The organism is Paraburkholderia sp. Cy-641 (assembly GCF_011752945.1).
GTDB lineage: Bacteria > Pseudomonadota > Gammaproteobacteria > Burkholderiales > Burkholderiaceae > Paraburkholderia.
The window spans coordinates 61,196-82,694 of record NZ_VWWM01000004.1; the positions used below are offsets into that span (position 1 = coordinate 61,196).

Below are 21,499 nucleotides of genomic sequence, written 5' to 3' on the forward strand. Positions count from 1 at the left end.
TAACAGGAATTTCCATGTCTGTCATTGAACTCACCATCAACGACCGGGCGATACGCGGCGAGGTTGCGCCGCGCACGCATCTGGGCGATTTCCTGCGCGATAACCAGAATCTGACCGGTACCCACCTGGGGTGCGAGCACGGAGTGTGCGGCGCGTGCACCGTCCTTATCGACGGCGAACCGGTGCGTTCCTGCATTACTTTCGCGGTCGCTTGCGACCACCAGAAGGTGCGTACGATCGAAGGGTTCGACGACGATGAACTGATGAAGCGCATCCGTCGATCTTTCTCGGTGCATCACGGCCTGCAGTGCGGCTACTGTACGCCGGGTATGCTCATTACGGCACGCGATATCGTGCGCCGTTTTCCTGACGCTGATGAGTCGCGCATTCGTCTCGAGCTGTCCGGAAATCTGTGCCGCTGCACCGGCTACATGGGTATCGTCAACGCCATCAAAGCGGTACTTGGCGACCTGAAAGACAATCCGATCGCTGACGTCCTCACCGTTCCCACTGCTCCAGTTCGACAAGCGGCGACGCAGGAAACCGGTGCATTCCAGACATTTGCAGCAGTGGCGGCTGCCCCGTCGATTTCCTCGGAACGCGCGCCGCAAGAGGCGAGCGCGGCATCGCCGGTTTCTGCTGCCCAGCCGGCGGGTGAGCGCAAAGGCTGGACGGCAATTGATGACAGTTTCGTCGTGCCGTTTCCGCTTGAGCGGGTCTGGGGTTTTATGGGAGACCTTCCCTCCGTCACCGGCTGTCTGCCAGGGGCGGAACTGATCGAGCACGATGCTGAAAAAGTGAAAGGCAAGATCGCCATCAAATTTGGGCCGATGTCGGCGAATTTTGCCGGTGCTGCACGCCTTGAACGTGATGACGCGACGCATCGGGCCGTGATGCGTGGAGCCGGCCAGGACAACATCAGCCGCTCGAAGGCGAACGGCGACGTGACTTACGCGTTGAGTGATGAAGCGAACGGGACGCAGACACGAGTGGCGGTCACGCTCGAATACATGCTGCAAGGACCGCTCGCGCAATTTTCCCGTTCCGGGCTTGTTAAAGATTTTGTGCGACGGATGATTGCTGACTTCGGTATGCGAATTACCGCGCAGTTGGGCGGCGCAGACGTGCCGGACTCCGCAACGTTGCAGACCCGATTCAACGTCGGCAGTCTGGTGTGGAGTGTCCTGTGGGGTCGTATGAAACGGCTCTTTGGCCGAGGCGAATAAATGCTGTCACAACGATAGCGGAAGATCGGGGGCGTAGCGTGTCAAGCACGCCGTCTCGCCCCTTTATTGTCAGCATGCTGATTAAAAAATGGGAGTTTGTCGTGACTAAACGGATTCGGAAGATTGCCCTGGAAGAGCACTTTTCAACGCCTGACTTCCAGGGCTACTCAAAAAGCTTCACGCAGCACATCGAGCCGGACGTGCTCGCCGATCTTGCGGCCCGGCTTGCGGATTTCGACGAGCAGCGGATCGTCGAGATGGACCGCGCCGGGATCGATTACACCATCTTGTCCCAGAGTGGGCCGAGTGTGCAGGGCGAGACTGACCCGGCCCTGGCAGTTGCTCGCGCCAGGCAAAGCAATGACTTTCTGGCACAACAGATTGCGCGGCATCCGACGCGGTTTGGCGGGTTTGCCACGCTGCCGATGCACACACCTCATGGCGCCGTTGACGAGTTGACCCGCACGGTTCGGGAATTTGGTTTTAAGGGCGCGCTGGTGAATGGGCACACGCTGGGAACGTACTACGATGGCCGTGCTTACGACCCTTTCTGGGAGCGGATGCAGGAACTCGATGTGCCTCTGTATCTGCATCCTGCCGATGCGTATGTGGCGCCAAAGGTATTCGACGGCCATCCGGAACTGGCGGGTGCCGTGTGGGGGTGGGGTGTTGAAACCAGCAGCCATGCATTGCGCCTTCTCTTCGGCGGTGTCTTCGACCGATTCCCCAGACTGAAAGTCATTCTGGGCCACATGGGTGAGGGCTTGCCCTACCTGCGCTGGAGGTTTGATAGCCGTTTCGCTGTTTACTCGCACGGTATTCGTCTCGAACGCGCGCCTTCCGAGTACATCGGAACAAACATCCTGATTACCACTTCCGGTGTTTGCTCGGCTCCATCTCTGCTTGGTGCAATTGGGGAAATGGGCCCGGAGGCCGTGATGTTTTCGGTGGACTACCCGTACGAATCCACGGCGATTGCTGCCGATTTCATTGAGCAGGCGCCACTCGACGAGAAAGTCAGAAATCTCGTTTGCCACGGCAATGCCGAACGTATCTTCAAGCTGTGACGCTGGTTTTTTAACCGCGAGCAGCGAAAACATCAGGTTAAATTTATCCAGGAGTCGCAATGACGAATCAATACCGAATTGGTCAGATTGTGCCGAGTTCGAACACGACGATGGAGACAGAGATTCCGTCGATGTTTCTCGCGCGCCAGACGATCCGTGCCGAGCGTTTCACGTTCCACTCCAGCCGCATGCGCATGAAGAAAGTGGTGAAGGAGGAGCTGGCCGCCATGGACGCGGAGTCGGACCGCTGTGCGCTGGAACTCAGCGACGCGCGCGTGGACGTGCTTGGCTATGCGTGTCTGGTTGCGATCATGGCGATGGGCCACGGTTACCACCGCGTGTCGCAGAAACGACTGCATGAGCGTACGGTCGAGAATGGTGGGGCGGCACCGGTCATCACTAGCGCTGGCGCACTCGTTGATGCGCTAAAGGTGATCGGCGCAAAGCGTATTGTGGTGGTGGCTCCGTATATGAAGCCACTCACCGAGCTGGTGGTCGACTACATCCGTAATGAAGGTTACGAGGTGCTCGATTACCGTGCCCTCGAGATTCCCGACAACCTCGAGGTCGGCCGTCACGACCCCGGTCTGCTGCCGGGCATCGTTTCCCGGATGGACACAACGCACGCCGATGCGATCGTGCTCTCGGCATGCGTGCAGATGCCCTCGCTGCCGGCCGTAGCCAAGGTCGAAGCGATGACGGGCAAGCCCGTCATCACCGCCTCGATTGCGACGACCTACGCCATGCTCAAACAGCTCGGTCTGGAAGCCGTAGTGCCGGGTGCCGGCGCGTTGCTCTCTGGTGCCTACTGACGTGCTGACGCTTAACGACTCCGAGACGGGCATGAGCAAAACATCCACATTTCTCTACGGCGGCAACGTTCACGCGAACGGAATCCGCCAGCACTACCTGCGCTACGGCGGTGCGACCGGTGCACGCGCCGGTCGGGATCCCGTCATCATCGTGCCGGGCATCACCAGCCCGGCTGTAACGTGGGGTTTCGTCGGCGAGCATTTCGGCACGACGTTCGACACTTATGTGCTCGATGTCCGCGGCCGGGGTTTGTCTTCGGCATCGGACTCACTGGACTACAGCCTGGATGCGCAGGCTGCGGACCTGGTCGCGTTCGCTCAGGCGCTGGGGCTGACACGCTACAGCGTAGTGGGCCACTCGATGGGCGGCCGCATTGGCGCACGCGCCGCGCGCACGCAGCCGCACGGTCTTGTGCGACTGGTCATGCTCGACCCGCCCGTATCCGGACCGGCCCGTCGCTCGTATCCATCGCAGTTGCCCTGGTACGTCGATTCGATGCGCCTGGCGCGCGAAGGCACAGACGCTGAGGGTATGCGTGCGTTCTGTCCTACCTGGACCGATGAGCAGCGCCAACTGCGCGCCGAGTGGCTGCACACGTGTGACGAACGCGCCGTGATCGCGAGCTTTGAGGGTTTCCATACCGACGACGTGCATGGGGACCTGCCGCACATCGGCATACCCGTCCTGCTGATGACGGCTGGGCGTGGCGACGTGGTCCGCCCCGAAGACGTCGAAGAGATCCGTACGTTGGTACCGCAACTCGAGCACTCGCACGTGTCCGACGCCGGCCACATGATTCCGTGGGACGACGAGCCCGGTTTCTATCGTGCGTTCGGTGATTTTTTGGGCACGCCTCTGCCGAGTCTGGCCACCGTTCGGGCTTGACGCCCCTTTTTAAGGAGAACTCGATGCCAGTCAGCGACTACCAGATGGTTGAGGCGTGGAAGCAGGTATTGACACTCTCGCGCCTTGAAGCGGGCCAGACTGTCACGATTCTGACGAGCGCGGCTACCCATCCGCAAACGCTCTCGACCGCGTTGATCGCGACGCAGTCGATGGGTGCGATCGTCAACCGGTTGGACCTGCCGCCGGTGAATGGCGAAAAGGCGCTGAGCCGCGACTCGCTTGCCTACCTTGGCACGACACCGCTCACGGGCAACCCCGCGGCGATAGCCGCGCTCAAGGCGAGCGACCTGGTCCTGGACCTGATGACGCTGCTGTTCTCGCCGGAGCAGCTCGACATTCTGAAGACCGGCACCAGGATTCTGCTCGCGGTCGAGCCGCCTGAAGTGCTGACACGGCTAGTGCCAAGTCTGGCCGACCGCGAGCGCGTGCTGGCTGCCCAGGCCCACATCAATCGGTCCAAAGAGATGCGCATCGTGTCGGCCGCCGGAACGGATTTCCACTGTCCGATAGGCGAATTCGAGGCGATCGCGGAGTACGGCTTTGTCGACACGCCGGGCCGGTGGGATCACTGGCCCAGCGGCTTTGCACTGACATTTCCCGACGAAGGGCGAGCCTACGGGCGCATTGTGATCGACCGCGGCGACATCCTGCTGCCGCAAAAATGCTATGTGCAGGACCGGATCGAGCTCACTGTCGAGAACGGCTTTGCTACGCGCATTGAAGGCGGCATGGACGCGGATCTGCTCAAGGAGTACATGGGTACCTTCAAGGACCCCGAGGCGTATGCCATCTCGCACATCGGTTGGGGGCTGCAGCCACGCGCGCACTGGTCAACGTTGGGGCTGTATGACCGGGAGGCAACCATCGGTATGGATGCGCGCGCCTTCGAGGGCAACTTCCTGTTCTCGCTCGGACCGAACAACGAAGCGGGTGGCAAGCGCACAACTACCTGCCACATCGACATTCCGCTGCGCCACTGCGATGTGTTCCTCGATGGTGAAGCAGTGGTGCGCAATGGCAAGGTGCTGGATAAGTGAGGAATCAGCATGTCCAATGAACTTGATACATACCAGCGCCAGAGCTTCGGCTCGACGCTTGAACCGAAGGCGCCGGTGGGCCTCCTTATCGTCGATTTTGTCAACGGCTTTGCCGACCCCGAAGTGTTTGGCGGAGGCAACATCGCGCCAGCTATCGAGCGCACCGTTGCGTTGCTGGCGCATGCGCGCGAGCGCGGCTGGCCCGTCGCCCATACGCGTATCGTATTCGCTGACGACGATGCGGACGAAAACATCTTTACGCTGAAGGTGCCGGGTCTGCTCACACTGAAGGAGCACACGCACAACAGCGCCATCGTGTCGCAACTCACGCCGCGTGAGGGTGAACTGGTGGTGCGCAAGACGGTGCCGTCGGCGTTCTTCGGCACATCACTGGCTGCGTGGCTCACACAGCGCGGTGTACAGACGCTGGCGGTCGCCGGTGCGGTGACGAGCGGCTGCGTGCGCTCGAGCGTAGTGGACGCGATGCAGTACGGCTTCCGTCCGTTCGTGCTCTCAGATTGCGTAGGCGACCGTGCCATCGCTCCGCACGAGGCCAACCTCTTTGATATGGCACAGAAGTACGCCGCTGTCATGACCCGGGACGAAGCACTCAGAGTCCTTGGAAATTTGTAGCCGGGGCCGAAGCAGAAGGGCGCGTCAGATAAGGCGCGCCCGGCGCCGATCGCTAGCGCTTTTCGAATCGAAGCGTGCATCAATACTGGTCTGGTTATGCCAGATCATCCTTAAATAATTACGTATAACTAAATATATCTGCGGAGAAAGCCGTGCAACCAGGAGTGGGAATGGATATCTCGACGTCGAAGCCGTCGCGGCACGCTGTCACGCGTCGCGAATTTACGCTTATCATCGCGTCCTCATTTGGGGCGTTACTCGAATGGTACGACTTCTATATCTACGCCGCCCTGGCGGGAACGTTCAGTACGCTCTTCTTTCCCAGTGGAAATGAGACCACGGCCTTTCTGGCCAGTCTCGCGACATTCGGTGCCGGCTTCCTCGTGCGGCCACTCGGCGCGCTGTTCTTCGGCCGGCTCGGCGACAGGATCGGTCGAAAATATACTTTCATGGCGACCATTGTCCTGATGGGTGTCGCTACAGTGGGTGTGGGACTGCTTCCTTCGTTCGCAAGGATCGGGATGTTGGCGCCGCTGTTGCTCGTATGCCTGCGGCTGTTGCAGGGTTTTGCGCTGGGCGGTGAAACGGGTGGGGCGGCTACCTATCTGGCTGAACATTCCCCAGCCAGGAGTCGGGGTTTGTATACCAGTTCGCTGCAAACGACTGCCACACTGGGTTTGCTGGCATCCATTGCAGTTGTCAGCGCGTGCCGGTCCGCCATGGACAGTACATCGTTTCAGGAGTGGGGCTGGCGGGTGCCGTTCCTGGTTTCGCTCGTGCTACTGGTGATCTCCGTTTACCTTCGAACGAAGTTAGCCGAGTCGCCGACATTCCAGAGTATGAAGCATGCGGGAAAACTGTCGAAATCTCCGATCAGCGAGAGCTTCGGCAGCTGGGAAAATCTCAAGTACGTGCTCATCATGCTGTTCAGTACCGCCTCCGGCGTCGGCGTCGTGTTTGGGACTGGTCATTTTTACTCGATGTACTTTCTGCAGAACACGCTGAAGGTCGCTCCCAACACGGTGAATCTCTATCTGGCCATCGCCTTGGTGTGCGTTTTTCCGTTCTACCTGATCTTCGGCTGGCTCTCCGACCGCATTGGCCGTAAGTGGATCATGATGGCAGCCTGCCTGCTGCTCGCCGTAACGACGCAGTCAATCTTTCACGCGTTGACCCACTACGCGAATCCGAAATTGGAGGCGTTCCAGAAAAACTCACCTGTCATCGTTCACGCAGATGACTGCCACTTTTCGTTGTTTGCCGCACCGAAAACGGATTGCGACCGCATTCGTTCGTTCCTGAGTGCATCGGGCGTTTCATACCAGCAGATGCCATTGCAACCAGGGCAGTCGGCGGATACCACTATTGGCGACGTCACCGTGCACGGCAGCGATCGGCACGAGCTGGAGAATGCGCTGCTGGCCGCTGGGTGGGTGCAGCATGCGGACCCGGCGCAGATCAATACGCCCATGGTCATCTTCCTTATGTGGCTGCTGATTGTGTATCTCGCGATGGTCTACGGTCCGATGGCGGCATTCATGGTTGAATTGTTCCCCGCACGAATCCGCTACACCTCGCTGTCACTTCCGTTCCATCTAGGATCGGGCTGGTTCGGCGGGATGTTGCCGTTCGTTGTTTCGGCCATGGCCGTAGCGAACGGAAACGTCTACTTTGGCCTGTGGTATCCGATTGTGATTGCGGTGCTCTCTCTAATAGTCGGTGTGCTTTTCGTTCCAGAAACTTTTCGCCGGGACATTTCTAAGTAATTTATATTTTAATAAATAGAGAAGATTTATCCTGTTCATTTGGGTAACGGAGATCTTCGTACAATCTTGCATATAAGGTTTGGCGATGAGAAATTCATGGGCCGTTGCTGCAGCAGCGTGTACTCTTGCGGCCGCCATTCCGGCGCGCGCACAATCTTCCGTGCAACTCTGGGGTGCGCTCGATGCGGGGGTCACAATAGTCACTAATCAGAAGGGCGGCCATAACTACACGATGGATAACGGCATCGCGATGCCGAACCTGTGGGGCCTGCGCGGCACGGAAGATCTCGGCGGCGGTAACAAGGCAATATTTGAATTGATCGACCAGTTCAATCTCGGAACCGGCGCAATTTTTCCAACGAACGGCGGCGGACTTTTGGGCCGTAACGCTTATGTGGGTCTGTCGAGCGATCAGTACGGGAAACTGACTTTTGGAGAACAGTACGACTTCATGATTGACTCGTTGCTGCGCTTTGACAATTCGATCTACATCGCGGGATTGTACGGTTTTCGGGAGGGACCATTTTCGGGCCTTGGCATTCCGGGAAATTCCTCAGGGAACGCGAATTTCGACCGCATGTCGGGCACCGCCATTTCCAACTCGGTGAAATACACGACGCCAACGTACTATGGATTCTCAGCCGGCATGCTTTACAGCTTTGGCGGTGTGCCTGGCGCGATCGCGCAGAACGACGGTAAGAGTTTCGGCGCTAACTATGCCAATGGGCCTTTTTCCGCGGGTGTGGCGTATACGTACCAACGGTATGCGCAGCTTGCGAACGGCATGGCAGGGATACGAAATTTCGGGGCCGGCGCCGAATACAAATTCGGTCTGGCCGCGCTTAACGTCTTGTACACGAACACAAAAAACACAGCCAACAACGCAACCATCAACGTATATCAGATCGGTGCGCACTACCAGATTACGTCGGCACTTTCATTTGGTGGAGACTACGAATTGATGAAAGGCAATGCCGTGCTTGCCAGCGACAAGGCTAACCAGTTCTCAGTGGGCGTTCGATATGCATTGTCCACGCGCACGGTACTTTATACAGAAGCCGTGTATCAGAAGGTGAGTGGCGACAACGACCCGCAGGCATGGATCATGGCAGTGTCGAGTGCGTCGAGCAACGACAGGCAACTGTTGACGCGAGTCGGGATATTGCATCGGTTTTGAGAGCGGAAATATGGCGTCCCAAGACGCCACATTTTCAGTCGAAGTGTTTGAGTAATGTGCGGCCATACTGGTTGTTGCCTTCGACCAGCTGCATCATCATCCGGATGAATTCAATGCGCTCCTTGGCGTCCAAAGGAGCCAGAAATCGGACCTGAGCTTCGCGCATGCTCTCATACATGTCATTCATGACGCGCTGTCCCTTGCTGCTGATATTGGCGATTTTCTGGCGTCCATCAGCGGGACTAGGCTCGCGCTTGACGAGTCCCCGTTCTTCCAGGCGCCGGAGAACGTCGGCCATCGTCGTGCGGTCGACGCCGACTTCGGCGCAGAGTGAGGTCTGGTCGAGCCCAGGACGCTCGCTCAGCGTTGTGAGCAAGCCGTACTGAACCGGCGTAATCGCGAAGTCTTTGCAGCTTTCAAAGAACAGTGCGACGTGGATCTGATTGAGGCGCCGGATCAGGAAGCCCGGACGCTGCCAGAGGTGACCGGTCTCAATCGCCGAATCCGCGGCGGCAGTCTTTTTCTCCGTAACTGTACCCATATTCATCCTTTTCAAAGAGTCCTGTCATTCAGGACAAGTGTAACTGTTGTCTGGCGGTGGCAGTCGGTGGCGCTTGCGTCATGGCAGGCTGCGTAGTGCGCGCCTGGGTTGCAGACACGCCGTCTGCAGTCCTTGACGGGACGGCCTGGGGGAACTCCTGTTGCATTCGTTTTTTTTTCGGGATACAAACCTATCTGTCAGTATGCTGATTATTTTACAGCCAAGTTGGCGGGCCGTTGCTAACGGCTGAGATTCCCTTGGTTTTAAGAGTCAACATAAGAGAAGCGTCACGCAGGCATTTCGACCCGAGGATTCGTTAGTGGGCTAGTCCTATACTCTATTTATCAGTGTGCTGATCAATAGGGGTGGCAGTTTTGCCAGGCGTCAACTTTCATGTGTTTGGAGGCAACGAATGAGTACTACCCCTGTACGACCGAATGAGGCTGCCCTGGGCGGGCAGTCGATGTCCTGGCGCGACATCAAGACGCTAGGGCTCGCTTCCCTCGGCGGCGCACTCGAATACTACGACTTCATCGTCGCCGTATTCTTCACGAAGCTACTCGCTACCGTGTTCTTTCCGCCGTACACACCGGAATGGCTTGCCCAACTCGAGGTGTTCTGTATTTTCGCCGCCGGCTACCTCGTTCGTCCGATCGGGGGCATCTTCTTCGCCCACTTCGGCGACCGGATCGGCCGCAAGAAAATGTTTGCACTCAGCCTGTTCCTGATGGCATTTCCCACGTTGCTGATTGGCCTGCTGCCCAGCTATACGATGTTCGGCATGGCCGCGCCACTGCTGTTTCTGCTGTGCCGCGTCCTTCAGGGCCTCTCCGTTGGTGGGGAAGTTCCGGGTGCCTGGATCTTCTGCTCGGAACACGTGCGCCGTGACCGCGTGGGTCTCGCGTGTGGCCTGCTGATGTCGGGTCTTTGCACTGGCATCCTGCTGGGTGCGTTGAGCGCCAAATATCTGATGGGCAATCTCGATGCGGAGAGCCTGAGGAGTTGGGGGTGGCGCATGCCGTTCATCGCGGGCGGCGTCTTTGGGTTGATCTCCGTCTACCTGCGTCGCTACCTGCACGAAACGCCCGTCTTCGAAGCGCTGCGCGCCAAACGTGCCGCTGACTCGCGTTTGCCGCTGTCGGTCGTGCTCAAACATCATCGTGGTGCGATCGTTGTATCGCTGCTGGCCACATGGGTCTTCTCCGGCATCTTCGTGCTGTATTTTCTGTACACACCGACCTTCCTGCAGTCGCAGTTCCACTATGAAGCGAAAGCGGTATTCGCCAACAACTCGTGGTCGATTCTGGGACTGATCATAGGCAGCACGATCGCAGGCTGGGTCGCGGACAGGATTGGCGGCGGCAAGGCGTACGCGCTGGGCAGCATTACAATGCTCGTTGTGACGGGCGCCTTCTACTTCGCGCTGACTTCCGGCAGTAGCGCGGTTTGGCCGCTCTATATCGCCGGCGGCTTCCTGATCGGTACCATTACGCTCGGGCCGTACATTATTGTGAAAAGCTTCCCGCCCGAGGTCCGCTTCACGGGTTTTGCACTGTCGTACAACACAGCCTACGCGATCTTCGGCGGCACCGCACCGGCAGTCGCCTCGTACATGGTGGGTCGGCAGGGCATCCTCATGGCGCCCGCCTGGTATATCGCCGCGCTCTGCGTACTCGGCGTCATCATTGGCTTCACCTGGCGTGCTCCAGTCCACGCCGACGTTGCATCCTCACATTGAGGCTGCTGGGCGCATTGGGTCGCCACGGAAATCGCCCTGCGCACCTGCATTTCTTTGCCACTTCGGACAGCTATCGCAAGTTGACCACTCAGTTCAACATCGAAGGTGATCCCCTGATCTGGAATGATTTTGCTTACGCGCCGCGCGAGGAACTGATTCCTCCCGTTACCGAAAAGCAGGGCGGGACGGAACTAGGTTTGAAGAACGATAACTACAGGGAGATCGAATTCGGCTTCGTCGTGATGCCGCTGGTGCAGGGCAGGGACAATCAGATCGTCGAACGTGTGCGCGCTGCGGTTGTAGCGTAACTCGTGGTAAGGGAGCACCCGGTTGCGCTGCGCGGTGCTCCCGTGATTGTCGTCGGATGACATGTATTAGCCTGGACCGGACCTGACAGGTAGTCGGAGAAGCGAAGTAAGGAATGCGATTCAGTGAGGAATCGGTTTCCCCCTGGCGAGTTCGAGTGAGTCGAGGAAGGTACGCCAAGGCGTCTTGACGTAGCACTATCGCCCCTGATGTTCGTGCTCATTGTTGTACCGCTCCGGTGGTCGTGTCACGCTGAAATGCGGCCTGCTGATCGCATAGGCGCGCCATCTAGGCCAGAGAACAGCACGTTTAAACCTTGAACAGAGGTTTCCAGGACCGGAGCAGGTGGCGAAATGCCCGAGCCTGAGGGCTTAATGAGTGACCCTTCCGCCAAACAGCGCCAATATCCATCGTCGGCAACTCAGCGCTAATGTCGCGGCGGCTTATGCGACGTCCCTCTAGCGACCACGGTCTATACACCAGGTCAGAGAGAATCGTGACCCCGTGATTCACAGCAACCAGGCTGCGAACCGCCTCGATTGAACGGCTTTGTATGTGGACTTGTGGAGCAAGTCCGTAATGTCCCCAGTACCTGTTGACCGTTGCTATATGCCCATCCATGTCGAGCAGCAGAAATCTTTCTTTTGCAACGTCCTCAAGTGTGACGCGCTCGGCTGCCTGCAGCGGGTGGTCGGGTGCTGTCCAAAGGCGTCTCGGCGAGCGGAGAACGACCTCAAAGGTTAGTTCGTCGGCTGGCGCGACGTTCGATACTAACAGCAGCGCCAATTCCAATTTATCGTGTATGAGAGCCTCTTCGATATCTTCGCGTGATCGCTCGACAACCTCGATATCCAGGTCTGAAAACCGCTGACGAAGCGATGTGACGAGCGACGGTAGGAGATATGCGGAGATCGTATCCGTCATCCCAACCTTGACGCGGCCAGATATCTGCACTGGAACTTCCTGCGCAGCTGACACGGCATCTTCAACCGAGCGGCTGGCTTGTTGCACATGGCGGAGAAATCTCTCTCCGGCGTCGCTTAGCCGTACGCCTTTTGCATGTCTTAAAAGAAGCTCTACTCCCAGGCTCTCCTCCAATTTTTGGAGCGCGATTGTCATGGACGACTGCGACACATTGCATAGGCTGGAAGATATCGAGATCTGACCCGTGTCGGCGACGGAGATGAAGTACTCGATCTGTCTAAGGGTGATATGAGTGCTCAAGGTGCAACCTCCAATGATCCTGGTGCGAACCCAATGAGGCCGACGACCGGTGTCACAGAAGAATACAACAAACGGTATTGAAAAAAACGATATCAGGAGATTAGAAATATGAATTTGGCGATCAAATTGTGACTAGATAGGATTTCTTCGAAATAGCGAAGGAAGGGCAAGATGGAAGTAGAGGAAAAAAAAGGATATTGCACGCTGTGCAGATCGCGATGCGGCACGATAAACACCGTGAAGAACGATGTGCTGGTAAAGGTTCGTCCGGACCCGGACCATCCGACCGGCTCCGCAATGTGCATGAAGGGAAAGGCAGCACCTGAACTCGTGCATAGCCCTAATCGAAAGCTTTATCCGATGCGGCGCACAACGCCCAAAGGGTCGAGCGATCCAGGTTGGATGCGAATCACCTGGGAACAAGCTCTGACAGAGATTGCCGGAAAACTTCTCCAGTTCAAGCGGGAGAGTGGACCGGAGTCAATGGTGTTCGGTGTAAGCACGCCTAGCGGTACGCCAATGAGCGACAGCATTGACTGGGTGGAGCGATTCATCTGGTCTTATGGAAGTCCGAACATCTGCTACGCAACGGAAATATGCAACTGGCACAAAGACTTTGCGCATGCTTTTACATTTGGATGCGGACTTCCCACTGCAGATTATCAGTATGCTGATGTTATTGTCATTTGGGGGACGAATCCGACCAACACATGGCTTGCTCAGGCCGATGCGATAGGACGTGGACGGCGCGCTGGTGCTTCGCTAGTCGTTGTAGATCCACGCCCGACGGAATTAGCGAAAGAGGCGAATGCATGGATGCGCGTGCGCCCGGGTACAGACGGCGCTCTTGCGCTCGGCATAGCCCGCCGAATGATTGAGATTGGCAATGTGGACTACGAGTTCGTAAAAAAATGGACGAACGGTCCCTTGCTCGTCCGGTCTGATAACGGAATGTTTCTTCGCGAACGGGACATTTCTCCGGGATCGTCTTCAAATCGTTACATGGCATGGAACGCTCTGAAGGGACGCGGAGTGCCGGTCGCTTCTGAACTTCAACAATCGCCAGGTGATCTCGCTATCACAGGGGCGTATGAAATACGAACAATCGATCCGAAGGGGCGGACAATTTTCGTCCAGTGCGTTCCGGCCTTTCAGATTTACAGGGACGCTCTGGAAAGTTATACGCCCGACGCAGTTGAGCAAATAACCGGGGTTGAGCCGGCTGTTTTGCTAACTGTTGCGGGCATGTTGAAACCAGGTAAAAGAATTGCATACCACTCCTGGTCGGGCGTGGCTCAGCATACGAACGCCACTCAAACCGAACGAGCAATCGCCACACTTTACGCGTTGACCGGAGCTTTCGACACGCGAGGGTCGAACCGTGTGCTCACCCAGCAGCCTTATAACAGGATAAATGCTTTCTCCTTGCTTGATCCGTTGCAGGCGGCCAAAGCGCTCGGCTTGGGCGATCGTCCTATTGGCCCTGCAGCGCACGGTTGGGTAACAGCTCGAGATGTTTATAAAGCCATTATCTGCCGAGAGCCCTACCCGGTTAGAGGGCTTTTTGCTTTTGGAACGAATATGCTCGCTTCGCACGCTGATGCGGATTCGGCGCACGAGGCGTTGAGTTCGTTGGAGTTCCACGTGCACTGTGACCTTTTCGAAACGCCAACGTCTCGGTATGCCGACATATTCCTTCCCGTGAACACACCGTGGGAACGAGAGGCGTTGCGTTTCGGCTTCGAGATCAATGACAGAGCGGTTGAGTTAATCCAGCTTCGGCAGCGGATGGTCTCTCCCAGAGGCGAGAGTCGGGGAGACTACGAAATTGTTTTCGACCTTGCAAAACGAATAGGGCTGGAAAAAGAATTTTATGAAGGCAATGTCGAAGCAGGCTGGAATCATATGCTTGCTCCGCTCGGATTAGACATCGGTACTCTCCGAGGAGTACCAGAAGGTGTTATACGGCCGTTGGTTCAGAATGAGCGAAAGTACGCTTTTCCGACGGAAAACGGTTTGCGCGGATTTGATACGGAAACTCAACGCATTGAACTCTATTCCGAAAAACTGTTGCGACATGGCTATCCAGCAGTGCCCACGTATGTCCCTCCTAATAAAAACCCGACACCAGAGAATAATGCGAACTATCCATTGATCGTTACTTCAATCAAAAATGGATACTACTGCCACAGTCAACATCGAAGCTTGGCTAGCCTTCGCCGGCGAGCACCGTATCCAGTCGTGGAGATAAGCGTTGAACTAGCTGAAGAGCGAAAAATCGTAGACGGAGATTGGGTAAAAATAAATTCTACTAATGGTTCAGCTCGTTTTCGTGCGCGTGTGATTAAAGCGTTAGCTCGTGATGTCATCGTCGCCGAGTATGGCTGGTGGCAATCATGCGACGAGATTGGCATGGAGGCAATGGCTGTTCGAGGGCCTGGGAACAGCAACTTCAACAAATTGGCGGACGGCACGGCCGGAGACCCTATCAGTGGTTCCTCGCCACTGCGAAGTATTCCTTGCAATATCGATCTTGATCCTTCGTATGACGTTATGCGAAGAGCGTGGCAAGGATTTCGCGATTTTTATGTGGCTTCAATCAAGGCAGAAGCAAGTGGGGTGCGGACGGTTACTTTAGCAGCCGTGGATGGCGGTTCTTTGCCGGACTATTTGCCAGGGCAACACATCACCGTGTCCGTTCCGTCGCTTGGCGAAGAGGGAACAACCCGGGCGTATTCTCTTGTCGGTCCGGCCGTCGAACCCGATCGGAAAACCTACAGTATTTCCGTGCGGCATCAACGCGGAACAGCTCGAAACGGGCAAGCCTTTGAAGGGGCAATGTCAAGCTACATCCATAACGTTCTCAAAGTTGGAGATCGCGTCTCTGTACGCTCACCAAGCGGCATCTTTACGTTGCCATTGACCTGCAGGCAACCGATTGTGCTCGTTGCCGGCGGAATAGGCATAACACCATTTATCTCCTACCTCGAGTCGGTCAAGGACTCCCCCGATGCGCCGGAGACGTTACTCCTGTACGCAAACCTGAACAGTCGCACCCACGCTTACCGAGAGCGGGTGGCCGAACTAAAAGGGCGCTTGTCGCAGTTCAAGGTGATTGATTGCTATAACCAGCCAGAAGGAGAAACGGCAGGCGTTGATTATGACCTTATGGGTTATTTGACAGCAAAAGACGTCGACGAAGACTTGATTCAAAGGCGAGCCAGATTTTATCTGTGTGGTCCCGATCGGATGATGGAGGCGTTTATTACAGGACTCACCGATCGCGGCGTTCCCTCCTTCGACATCTTCAAGGAGGCTTTCAAGTCGCCTTCCAAGCCTAACCTGGATGCGTCACAGCACTTCACTGTCCAATTTACTCGCTCAAATGTGTGCGCTGAGTGGTCCTCGGAGAAGGGGAGCTTACTATCTTTCGCAGAGAGCTTGGGAATCTCAATGCCCAGCGGGTGTCGAGTTGGACAATGTGAAAGCTGTGCGGTTCGTGTTGTGTCGGGGAAAGTTGACCACATGGGGGGGCATGGACCAGAGGAGGACGGTATGTGTTTCGCCTGTCAGGCTATACCGGCTAGCAAAATTGAGATTGAAGCCTAGCGAGAACCAATCATTGTCAGCAGGATGGTATGGACGATTCCAATCTATTTCCCTTAGCCATTGTAGAGAAAATCAGAAGAATGGCTTAAGGGGCGCGGCGTAGCTGTTTTCACATAATCAGATTATCAAATTGGAGATCGGAGGCAGTCATGGAGCAGATATCAGGCAGAGAATTAGCAGGGGATAGCCGGCAGAACACGGTTGGAACGCTAGAGGGGGTCGCCGCGGCTATGACTCGGTGGTCAGAAAGATGGTTTCCGGATGCGTATATCTTTGCTGCGATCGCAGTTATTGTTGTTGCGGTTGGAGCGATGGCGATTGGAGCGCCAGTTAAAACGGTTGGGCGCGCGTTCGGTGATGGCTTCTGGACGTTAATTCCTTTCACCATGCAAATGGTCATCGGCGCTATCTCTGGATACGTAGTCGCTGTTTCTCCTCCGGCAGCGAAAGTGATGAATCGACTGGCTCGTTTACCGAGAGGGCCACGTTCTGCCGTTGCATTTGTCGCATTCGTGAGTATCTCCACATCGCTCCTGAACTGGGCAATCAGCCTGATCTTTAGTGGTCTATTGGTTCGGGTTCTCGCGAGGCGCGAAGATTTGCGCATGGATTACCGGGCAGCGGGTGCTGCTGCTTACCTGGGCCTAGGAGCCACATGGGCTCTGGGCCTAAGCTCTTCTGCGGCCCAATTACAGGCGAATCCGGAAAGCCTTCCTAAGGGACTGCTCGCTATCACCGGCGTTATTCCATTTTCCGAAACAATTTTTCTTCCACAGTCGTTCTTGGTGGTTGCTGTTCTGACGATAATTTCAGTCCTAATCGCATACTTTTCAGCACCAACAGGTGATCGGGTACGCACTGCAGTGGATATGGGCGTTGACGTTAGTGACCAGGAGACGCGGTTAAGCGCTCCGGTTCGACCTGGAGATCGGCTTGACCACTCGCCGGTTATTACAATCATGATTGTCCTGCTTGGAGCAGTCTGGATATGGCACGAGTTCACTACGAAAAACCCTATACTCGCGATCTCAAACCTGAACACCTACAACTTTGTCTTTTTGATGCTTGGGATGCTATTGAATTGGCGGCCCAAACGCTTCCTTAATGCGATTGCGAAATCTGTGCCATCTACGGCAGGCGTCCTTATCCAGTTCCCGCTTTACGGCGGAATAGCATTCATCCTCACCAAGGCTGCCGTCCCGTCGGGTGTACCACTGTCCGAGCACCTTGCGCACTTCTTTGTTGCGATTTCTTCTCACTCCAGCTTCTCAGCAGTCATGGGCTTGCACTCCGCAATATTGGGATTCTTCATCCCCTCAGGTGGCGGTAAATGGATAATCGAAGCCCCTTATGTAATCGAGACCGCAAAAGCTGTGCAGGTTCATCTGGGTTGGGCAGTCACGGTTTATAACGCCGCTGAAGCGCTTCCCAACCTCATCAACCCTTTTTGGATGCTGCCGCTTCTAGGAGTCTTAGGATTGCGCGCCAGAGACGTAATCGGTTTTACGTTTACGCAGTTGCTAGTGCATTTTCCCGTTGTTATCTTCCTTCTTTGGGCTCTGACTAGCACTCTTCAATATCATCCACCTTGGATGCCTTAGAAATCCGGAGAACATAATTGTCGAATTTTTCGACATTATTATTTTATATTGATATGTAACCTAAGCCAAATAGTATGCCAAATAGTATGTTATTGCGTCTGAGATGGGATGATTCATGGTAAAAAAATGAAGCAAGAATCTCTTTTGGAGGCCACGCAATCGCCTGGGGGGCTGAGCTGCACGGTAGAATCCCCTGGTGATTGCTATGGATAACTTATCGGTCTTATGCCAGATTCCGCCAATGTGCGTGGGGCAGTGGAATTGCGAAGGGGTTGTCAGCTATTTGTGCCGGCTGGCCAAAGCACATGCGGTTGCCGTCGATGATCTCGTCAACCGTCGCCACACTCGGGATACGATTTCCGGAGATGGAGGCACTTTTCCTGGTGGAATCGTAGTGCCGCCGTTTCCCTGTTTGCGCGCGGACGTACGGAAAGGCTCGAAACGGCTCTGGCGAGAGTAACAGGACTGTCCGCGGTCCGTTACCTTTCGCTTGCGGCGCTCGTGTCAGTGCTGGACCTGGCTGGGTGGCAGCCGATGGGCCGCGTCATTGTCCCGAATGTTTGCGCGAGAGATCGTATCCGGCGGCGTTGCGCCCGATTCTTTGGGATGTCAGTGTCGTTACCGTATGCCCGCGGCATGCGATGCGGCTCGCTCGTTCGACCTGTGGCAGTCCGCCAGCGCGTCGCCTTGGACTATGGTGGCGACGGCAGGTGCCCGGGGTGTGCGCCAGATGCGGCAGTCTGGGCCTGTCATGTGCAAGTATCGGGGTTGAGCGAGTGACCGATGACGAAATGTGGGTGGCCGCTCAGACCGGGGAGATGATTGCAGCTCTTTCCGGCGGCGAGCGGTTTTCGGCTGATCGCGTCCAACAGGGCGTTCTCGCAATGGCCACTCGCATCGGGGACGGGCGTCCCTATCGCGCGGCGGCCGTCTGCGGTTTCAGTAAAGCGCGTCTGTTCGACTGGGTTCCGCAACCAGCTTCTTGAGCCGCGCATTCTCGTCCTGGAACTGCCTGAGTACGCAGACCTGGTTCGACTCCAGGCCCGCGTACTGCTTTTTTCATCGCTAATACGTCTGCTCGGATATCCCCAGCTGCCGGATCAGGTCCGCCACCGGCATGCCCAGCTCAGCCTGCTTGAGCGCCGCCACGATCTGCTCCACCGGGTACTGTTTGCGTTTCGTCGCCAACCTCCCGTGTCATGGGGAAAATTGCTCCGAAACACTAACACTCATTTCTGTCCAGGATTCCTGCAGCAGATCAATAAAGCGATAGCCGATTTTCTGCGTCAACTATCGCTTAATCCGTCAGGCCCTCACACAGCGGAACCCCGCATAAACATACTGATAATGCGGCTGAAACCAGTTGCGGAATTCCGGCCGCAGCATGCATGCCGCGGTACGCGCCGAACCGCCTTTGAGCACGTAATGCTGTCCGTCGAAGAAGTTGGCCGAATAGCCGGGATAGAACGGAAACGCTTCGAAGCCGGGCAGTGCGTCGAATAACGTCGAGGTCCACTCCCAGCCATTGCCGAACTGACCTTCGACGCCGAACGCGCTGACGTTGTCCGGATGCGCGTCGACGGGTTGCGGGTCCCAACCGCGGAAGTCGAAATTGCCCGATGCCGCCAGCGGTGCGCCATGCGCGGCGCGCTGCCATTGCGCTTCGGTCGGCAGCGTCTTGCCGGCCCAGCGCGCATAGGCGCTCGCTTCGGCGTGACTCACGTAGACGGGCCAATCGAGCGGCAGCGGCACCTCGTCGAACATCGTGCGCAGCGTCCATTCGCCATGGTCGCTTCGCGCCGCGCGTTGCGACCAGCCGGCCGGATGGTCGATGCGCTCGGCTTCGCGCCACGCCCAGTCACGTGGCGACCACCACTTCGGCTCGCGATAACCGCCGTCCTCGATGAACCCGAGGAGCGCGCCGTTCGTCACCATATGGCGGTCGACCTCGAACGCGGGCACCTCGACCTGTCTTGCGCCGAACTCGTTGTCCCAGCCGAAGCGGCCGGCCTCGCGCGTCATGCCGAGCACGGCGGTCCCGGCCGGCACGCTCACCATCGACGACAACGCCCCGCGCCGCTCGGGACGCGTCGCCACAGCCTCACGCAATGCAGTGTTCTTCTGCGCGAGCGGCAACTGATGGAACATGTACGCGAGCGTTTCGGCATGCATCAGACGATGCTCGATCGCGACGTTGAGCAACTGCTCTGCTGCCTCGCCGCGAGCCACGTCGCCGAGGTTGTCGAGCGCGTTGTCGATTTGCCGCCGCGCGCGTACCGCGTACTCGCGCACCGTATCGAGCGAGGGCCAGTCGCCCGGCTCGTCGGTCGGATAGCCGCCGCCGACCGGATCGATGCCGAATGCGAAAAGCTGGTCGAGTTCCGGCGCAAACGCGGGCAGATCGAACAGACGCCGGTCGAACAGATTGCGATCGAAGGCTTCGAGGTGGCCGATATAAAACACGATGCGATGACGTTCGCGGATCGGCCGCTCATAGAGGTGTTCGGGTTTGACGACGGCAAAGAGGGCGTTGGTGATTCGACGCGCGTCGATCAGGCGTTGCACGAGCGGGTGATGCGGAGCAGGGTCGCGATTCATTCGCCGGGTCTCCTAAGGCGGTCGAGCAGAGTTAGCGCAAGGCACTCACTCCTGTCCCGCGCGAGCGGCTTGCCACGGGGGACGGTCCAAAAACTCTATCCGCTCGCAGGGCCCGTGCCAAGGTGAAAAGTGCGCGAAAAGTGCGCGAAAAGTGCGCGAAAAGCGCACGAAAAGCGCACGAAAAGCTGCGAGGAATACCGCTGGAAAAAGACGGCATACGGGCCCGTAAGCCCTTTCACGAGCGGGCCGACAGACGGCTCAAACCTGCCGCAGTCCTTCGATATCGACGATGCGAATGTGCTTGCCCTGCGTGTCGATGAGACCTTGCTTTTGAAATCTTGACAGGGTGCGGCTGACGGTTTCGAGCGTCATGCCGAGATAGCTTCCCATGTCCTCGCGCGTCATGCGCAGATTGAATTCGGCCCACGAATAGCCGCGCTGCGCATTGCGTTGCGATACGTCGAGCAGGAACGCGGCGACGCGTTCGTCGGCGGACAGCGAGCCGAGCACCATCATCTGCGCCGCCTCGCTGACGATCTGCGCGCCGAGCAGCTTGTGCATGCGTTCCTGCATCGAACTGATCTCGCGGCACAGCAGCTTCAGCGCGCTGTACGGCACGATGCAGACGCTGCTGTCTTCGAGCGCGACGGCACTGCACGCATGCACGTCCGCGCTGATGCCGTCGAGCCCGAGCGCTTCGCCGGCAAGGCGCAAGCCCGTGACCTGCTCGCGGCCGTCGCGATGAACCATCACCGTTTTCATCGAGCCCGAGCGCACCGCGTAGATGCTGTCGAAGTGGTCGCCGCTGCGATAGAGCGCTTCGCCGCGCTGCACGGAACGCGCCGAGCAGATCAGCGTTTCGAGCTTCGACAGCTCTTCCGGCGACAAGCCCTGCGGCATGCAGAGCTGCCGCATCGAGCAACTCGAGCAGCGCGCGGCGGTGCGTGCGGCCGGGGTCCGGCGGCTGCCGCGCGCGGGCGGCGCGCCGGTGGTGCGATCGGCCGTGCCGGTGGCGCGGGGTAGGGAACGGCTAGCAGCGGAAGAGGTCGGCATGGTCTGCGCGCGGTAAGCGTAAGGGTGAATCGATTGTCCCATCCGTCTTTGCACGGGCCGGGTGGCAAAGTGACGCGTGGGCTGGGTAGGCATTCTGCGAAGCCTGCGCGTTCACGCCGGAGCGGGACGATGAGCCGCCGGGGATTGCGCCGGTGGGTTCTCTGCCGGCGGACACGGCGGCCCGGTTGCCGCCAGGCATCGCGT

Annotated in this window: 16 protein-coding genes and 2 pseudogenes; 13 read left to right on the forward strand and 5 right to left on the reverse strand. The window is 57.5% G+C overall.

The window, feature by feature from the left end:
• The first annotated feature begins 8 nt into the window (after positions 1 to 8).
• The 8 genes from F3J20_RS03330 (at position 9) to F3J20_RS03365 (ending at position 8,625) form a co-directional block, all read left to right on the forward strand.
• Positions 9 to 1,226, forward strand: coding sequence for a 2Fe-2S iron-sulfur cluster-binding protein (locus F3J20_RS03330; protein WP_167282047.1), 1,218 nt, complete (start codon positions 9 to 11; stop codon positions 1,224 to 1,226).
• A gap of 74 nt (positions 1,227 to 1,300) precedes the next feature.
• A complete protein-coding gene (locus F3J20_RS03335; protein ID WP_167282049.1) occupies positions 1,301 to 2,293 on the forward strand; it encodes an amidohydrolase family protein in 993 nt (330 codons plus the stop codon).
• A gap of 59 nt (positions 2,294 to 2,352) precedes the next feature.
• On the forward strand, positions 2,353 to 3,105 hold the full coding sequence (locus F3J20_RS03340) for an Asp/Glu racemase (protein WP_167044770.1): 753 nt from the start codon (positions 2,353 to 2,355) through the stop codon (positions 3,103 to 3,105).
• Between the two features lie 31 nt (positions 3,106 to 3,136).
• Positions 3,137 to 3,991 carry an alpha/beta hydrolase gene (locus tag F3J20_RS03345; RefSeq protein ID WP_167281906.1) on the forward strand — a complete coding sequence of 285 codons (855 nt, stop codon included), beginning with the start codon at positions 3,137 to 3,139 and terminating at the stop codon, positions 3,989 to 3,991.
• Between the two features lie 23 nt (positions 3,992 to 4,014).
• A complete protein-coding gene (locus F3J20_RS03350; RefSeq protein WP_167044764.1) occupies positions 4,015 to 5,049 on the forward strand; it encodes a 2,5-dihydroxypyridine 5,6-dioxygenase in 1,035 nt (344 codons plus the stop codon).
• Positions 5,050 to 5,058: 9 nt separating this feature from the next.
• Positions 5,059 to 5,682 carry an N-carbamoylsarcosine amidohydrolase gene (locus F3J20_RS03355; RefSeq protein WP_167044761.1) on the forward strand — a complete coding sequence of 208 codons (624 nt, stop codon included), beginning with the start codon at positions 5,059 to 5,061 and terminating at the stop codon, positions 5,680 to 5,682.
• Positions 5,683 to 5,852: 170 nt separating this feature from the next.
• Positions 5,853 to 7,448 carry an MFS transporter gene (locus F3J20_RS03360; RefSeq protein ID WP_167044758.1) on the forward strand — a complete coding sequence of 532 codons (1,596 nt, stop codon included), beginning with the start codon at positions 5,853 to 5,855 and terminating at the stop codon, positions 7,446 to 7,448.
• A gap of 85 nt (positions 7,449 to 7,533) precedes the next feature.
• Complete coding sequence (locus F3J20_RS03365) at positions 7,534 to 8,625, forward strand: porin (protein ID WP_167281907.1); 1,092 nt, start codon at positions 7,534 to 7,536, stop codon at positions 8,623 to 8,625.
• A gap of 34 nt (positions 8,626 to 8,659) precedes the next feature.
• Here F3J20_RS03365 and F3J20_RS03370 read toward each other — a convergent pair whose 3' ends face one another.
• On the reverse strand, positions 8,660 to 9,172 hold the full coding sequence (locus tag F3J20_RS03370) for a MarR family winged helix-turn-helix transcriptional regulator (RefSeq protein ID WP_240162691.1): 513 nt from the start codon (positions 9,170 to 9,172) through the stop codon (positions 8,660 to 8,662).
• A gap of 406 nt (positions 9,173 to 9,578) precedes the next feature.
• Here F3J20_RS03370 and F3J20_RS03375 point away from each other — a divergent pair, with 406 nt between their 5' ends.
• Complete coding sequence (locus F3J20_RS03375; RefSeq protein WP_167281909.1) at positions 9,579 to 10,904, forward strand: MFS transporter; 1,326 nt, start codon at positions 9,579 to 9,581, stop codon at positions 10,902 to 10,904.
• A pseudogene (locus tag F3J20_RS03380) lies at positions 10,904 to 11,212 on the forward strand (catechol 1,2-dioxygenase); the annotation flags it as partial. The gene F3J20_RS03375 and the pseudogene F3J20_RS03380, both read left to right, overlap by 1 nt.
• Positions 11,213 to 11,519: 307 nt before the next feature.
• Here the strand turns inward: F3J20_RS03380 and F3J20_RS03385 are convergent.
• Complete coding sequence (locus tag F3J20_RS03385) at positions 11,520 to 12,434, reverse strand: LysR family transcriptional regulator (protein WP_167281910.1); 915 nt, start codon at positions 12,432 to 12,434, stop codon at positions 11,520 to 11,522.
• Between the two features lie 171 nt (positions 12,435 to 12,605).
• On the opposite strand from F3J20_RS03385, the gene F3J20_RS03390 reads away from it, so the two are divergent.
• The 3 genes from F3J20_RS03390 (at position 12,606) to F3J20_RS31990 (ending at position 18,630) form a co-directional block, all read left to right on the forward strand.
• A complete protein-coding gene (locus F3J20_RS03390; RefSeq protein WP_167281912.1) occupies positions 12,606 to 16,043 on the forward strand; it encodes a molybdopterin-dependent oxidoreductase in 3,438 nt (1,145 codons plus the stop codon).
• A gap of 149 nt (positions 16,044 to 16,192) precedes the next feature.
• On the forward strand, positions 16,193 to 17,644 hold the full coding sequence (locus F3J20_RS03395) for a TIGR00366 family protein (protein WP_167281913.1): 1,452 nt from the start codon (positions 16,193 to 16,195) through the stop codon (positions 17,642 to 17,644).
• A 776-nt stretch (positions 17,645 to 18,420) separates the two neighbouring features.
• Positions 18,421 to 18,630 carry a hypothetical protein gene (locus F3J20_RS31990; protein ID WP_240159104.1) on the forward strand — a complete coding sequence of 70 codons (210 nt, stop codon included), beginning with the start codon at positions 18,421 to 18,423 and terminating at the stop codon, positions 18,628 to 18,630.
• On the opposite strand, the pseudogene F3J20_RS03405 reads toward F3J20_RS31990, so the two are convergent.
• From F3J20_RS03405 to fnr, 3 genes and pseudogenes are all read right to left on the reverse strand, one after another.
• Positions 18,605 to 18,832: pseudogene (locus F3J20_RS03405) on the reverse strand (transposase); the annotation flags it as partial. The gene F3J20_RS31990 and the pseudogene F3J20_RS03405 overlap by 26 nt on opposite strands.
• Before the next feature lie 117 nt (positions 18,833 to 18,949).
• Entirely contained in the window at positions 18,950 to 20,242 is a 1,293-nt protein-coding gene (locus tag F3J20_RS03410) for an SUMF1/EgtB/PvdO family nonheme iron enzyme (RefSeq protein WP_167281916.1), read from the reverse strand.
• Between the two features lie 258 nt (positions 20,243 to 20,500).
• The gene (fnr, locus tag F3J20_RS03415; RefSeq protein ID WP_167044906.1) at positions 20,501 to 21,295 is read right to left on the reverse strand and encodes a fumarate/nitrate reduction transcriptional regulator Fnr; all 795 of its coding nucleotides are present in this window, start codon (positions 21,293 to 21,295) and stop codon (positions 20,501 to 20,503) included.
• Between the last annotated feature and the right edge of the window lie 204 nt (positions 21,296 to 21,499).

Bases quoted from the DNA above. Each gene is read 5' to 3' on its own strand.
- F3J20_RS03335 (WP_167282049.1), top strand. From the start codon at position 1,301: ATGCTGATTAAAAAATGGGAGTTTGTCGTGACTAAACGGATTCGGAAG.
- F3J20_RS03340 (WP_167044770.1), top strand. From the start codon at position 2,353: ATGACGAATCAATACCGAATTGGTCAGATTGTGCCGAGTTCGAACACG.
- F3J20_RS03345 (WP_167281906.1), top strand. From the start codon at position 3,137: ATGAGCAAAACATCCACATTTCTCTACGGCGGCAACGTTCACGCGAAC.
- F3J20_RS03350 (WP_167044764.1), top strand. From the start codon at position 4,015: ATGCCAGTCAGCGACTACCAGATGGTTGAGGCGTGGAAGCAGGTATTG.
- F3J20_RS03355 (WP_167044761.1), top strand. From the start codon at position 5,059: ATGTCCAATGAACTTGATACATACCAGCGCCAGAGCTTCGGCTCGACG.
- F3J20_RS03360 (WP_167044758.1), top strand. From the start codon at position 5,853: ATGGATATCTCGACGTCGAAGCCGTCGCGGCACGCTGTCACGCGTCGC.
- F3J20_RS03365 (WP_167281907.1), top strand. From the start codon at position 7,534: ATGAGAAATTCATGGGCCGTTGCTGCAGCAGCGTGTACTCTTGCGGCC.
- F3J20_RS03370 (WP_240162691.1), bottom strand. From the start codon at position 9,172: ATGAATATGGGTACAGTTACGGAGAAAAAGACTGCCGCCGCGGATTCG.
- F3J20_RS03375 (WP_167281909.1), top strand. From the start codon at position 9,579: ATGAGTACTACCCCTGTACGACCGAATGAGGCTGCCCTGGGCGGGCAG.
- F3J20_RS03390 (WP_167281912.1), top strand. From the start codon at position 12,606: ATGGAAGTAGAGGAAAAAAAAGGATATTGCACGCTGTGCAGATCGCGA.
- F3J20_RS03395 (WP_167281913.1), top strand. From the start codon at position 16,193: ATGGAGCAGATATCAGGCAGAGAATTAGCAGGGGATAGCCGGCAGAAC.
- F3J20_RS03410 (WP_167281916.1), bottom strand. From the start codon at position 20,242: ATGAATCGCGACCCTGCTCCGCATCACCCGCTCGTGCAACGCCTGATC.
- fnr (WP_167044906.1), bottom strand. From the start codon at position 21,295: ATGCCGACCTCTTCCGCTGCTAGCCGTTCCCTACCCCGCGCCACCGGC.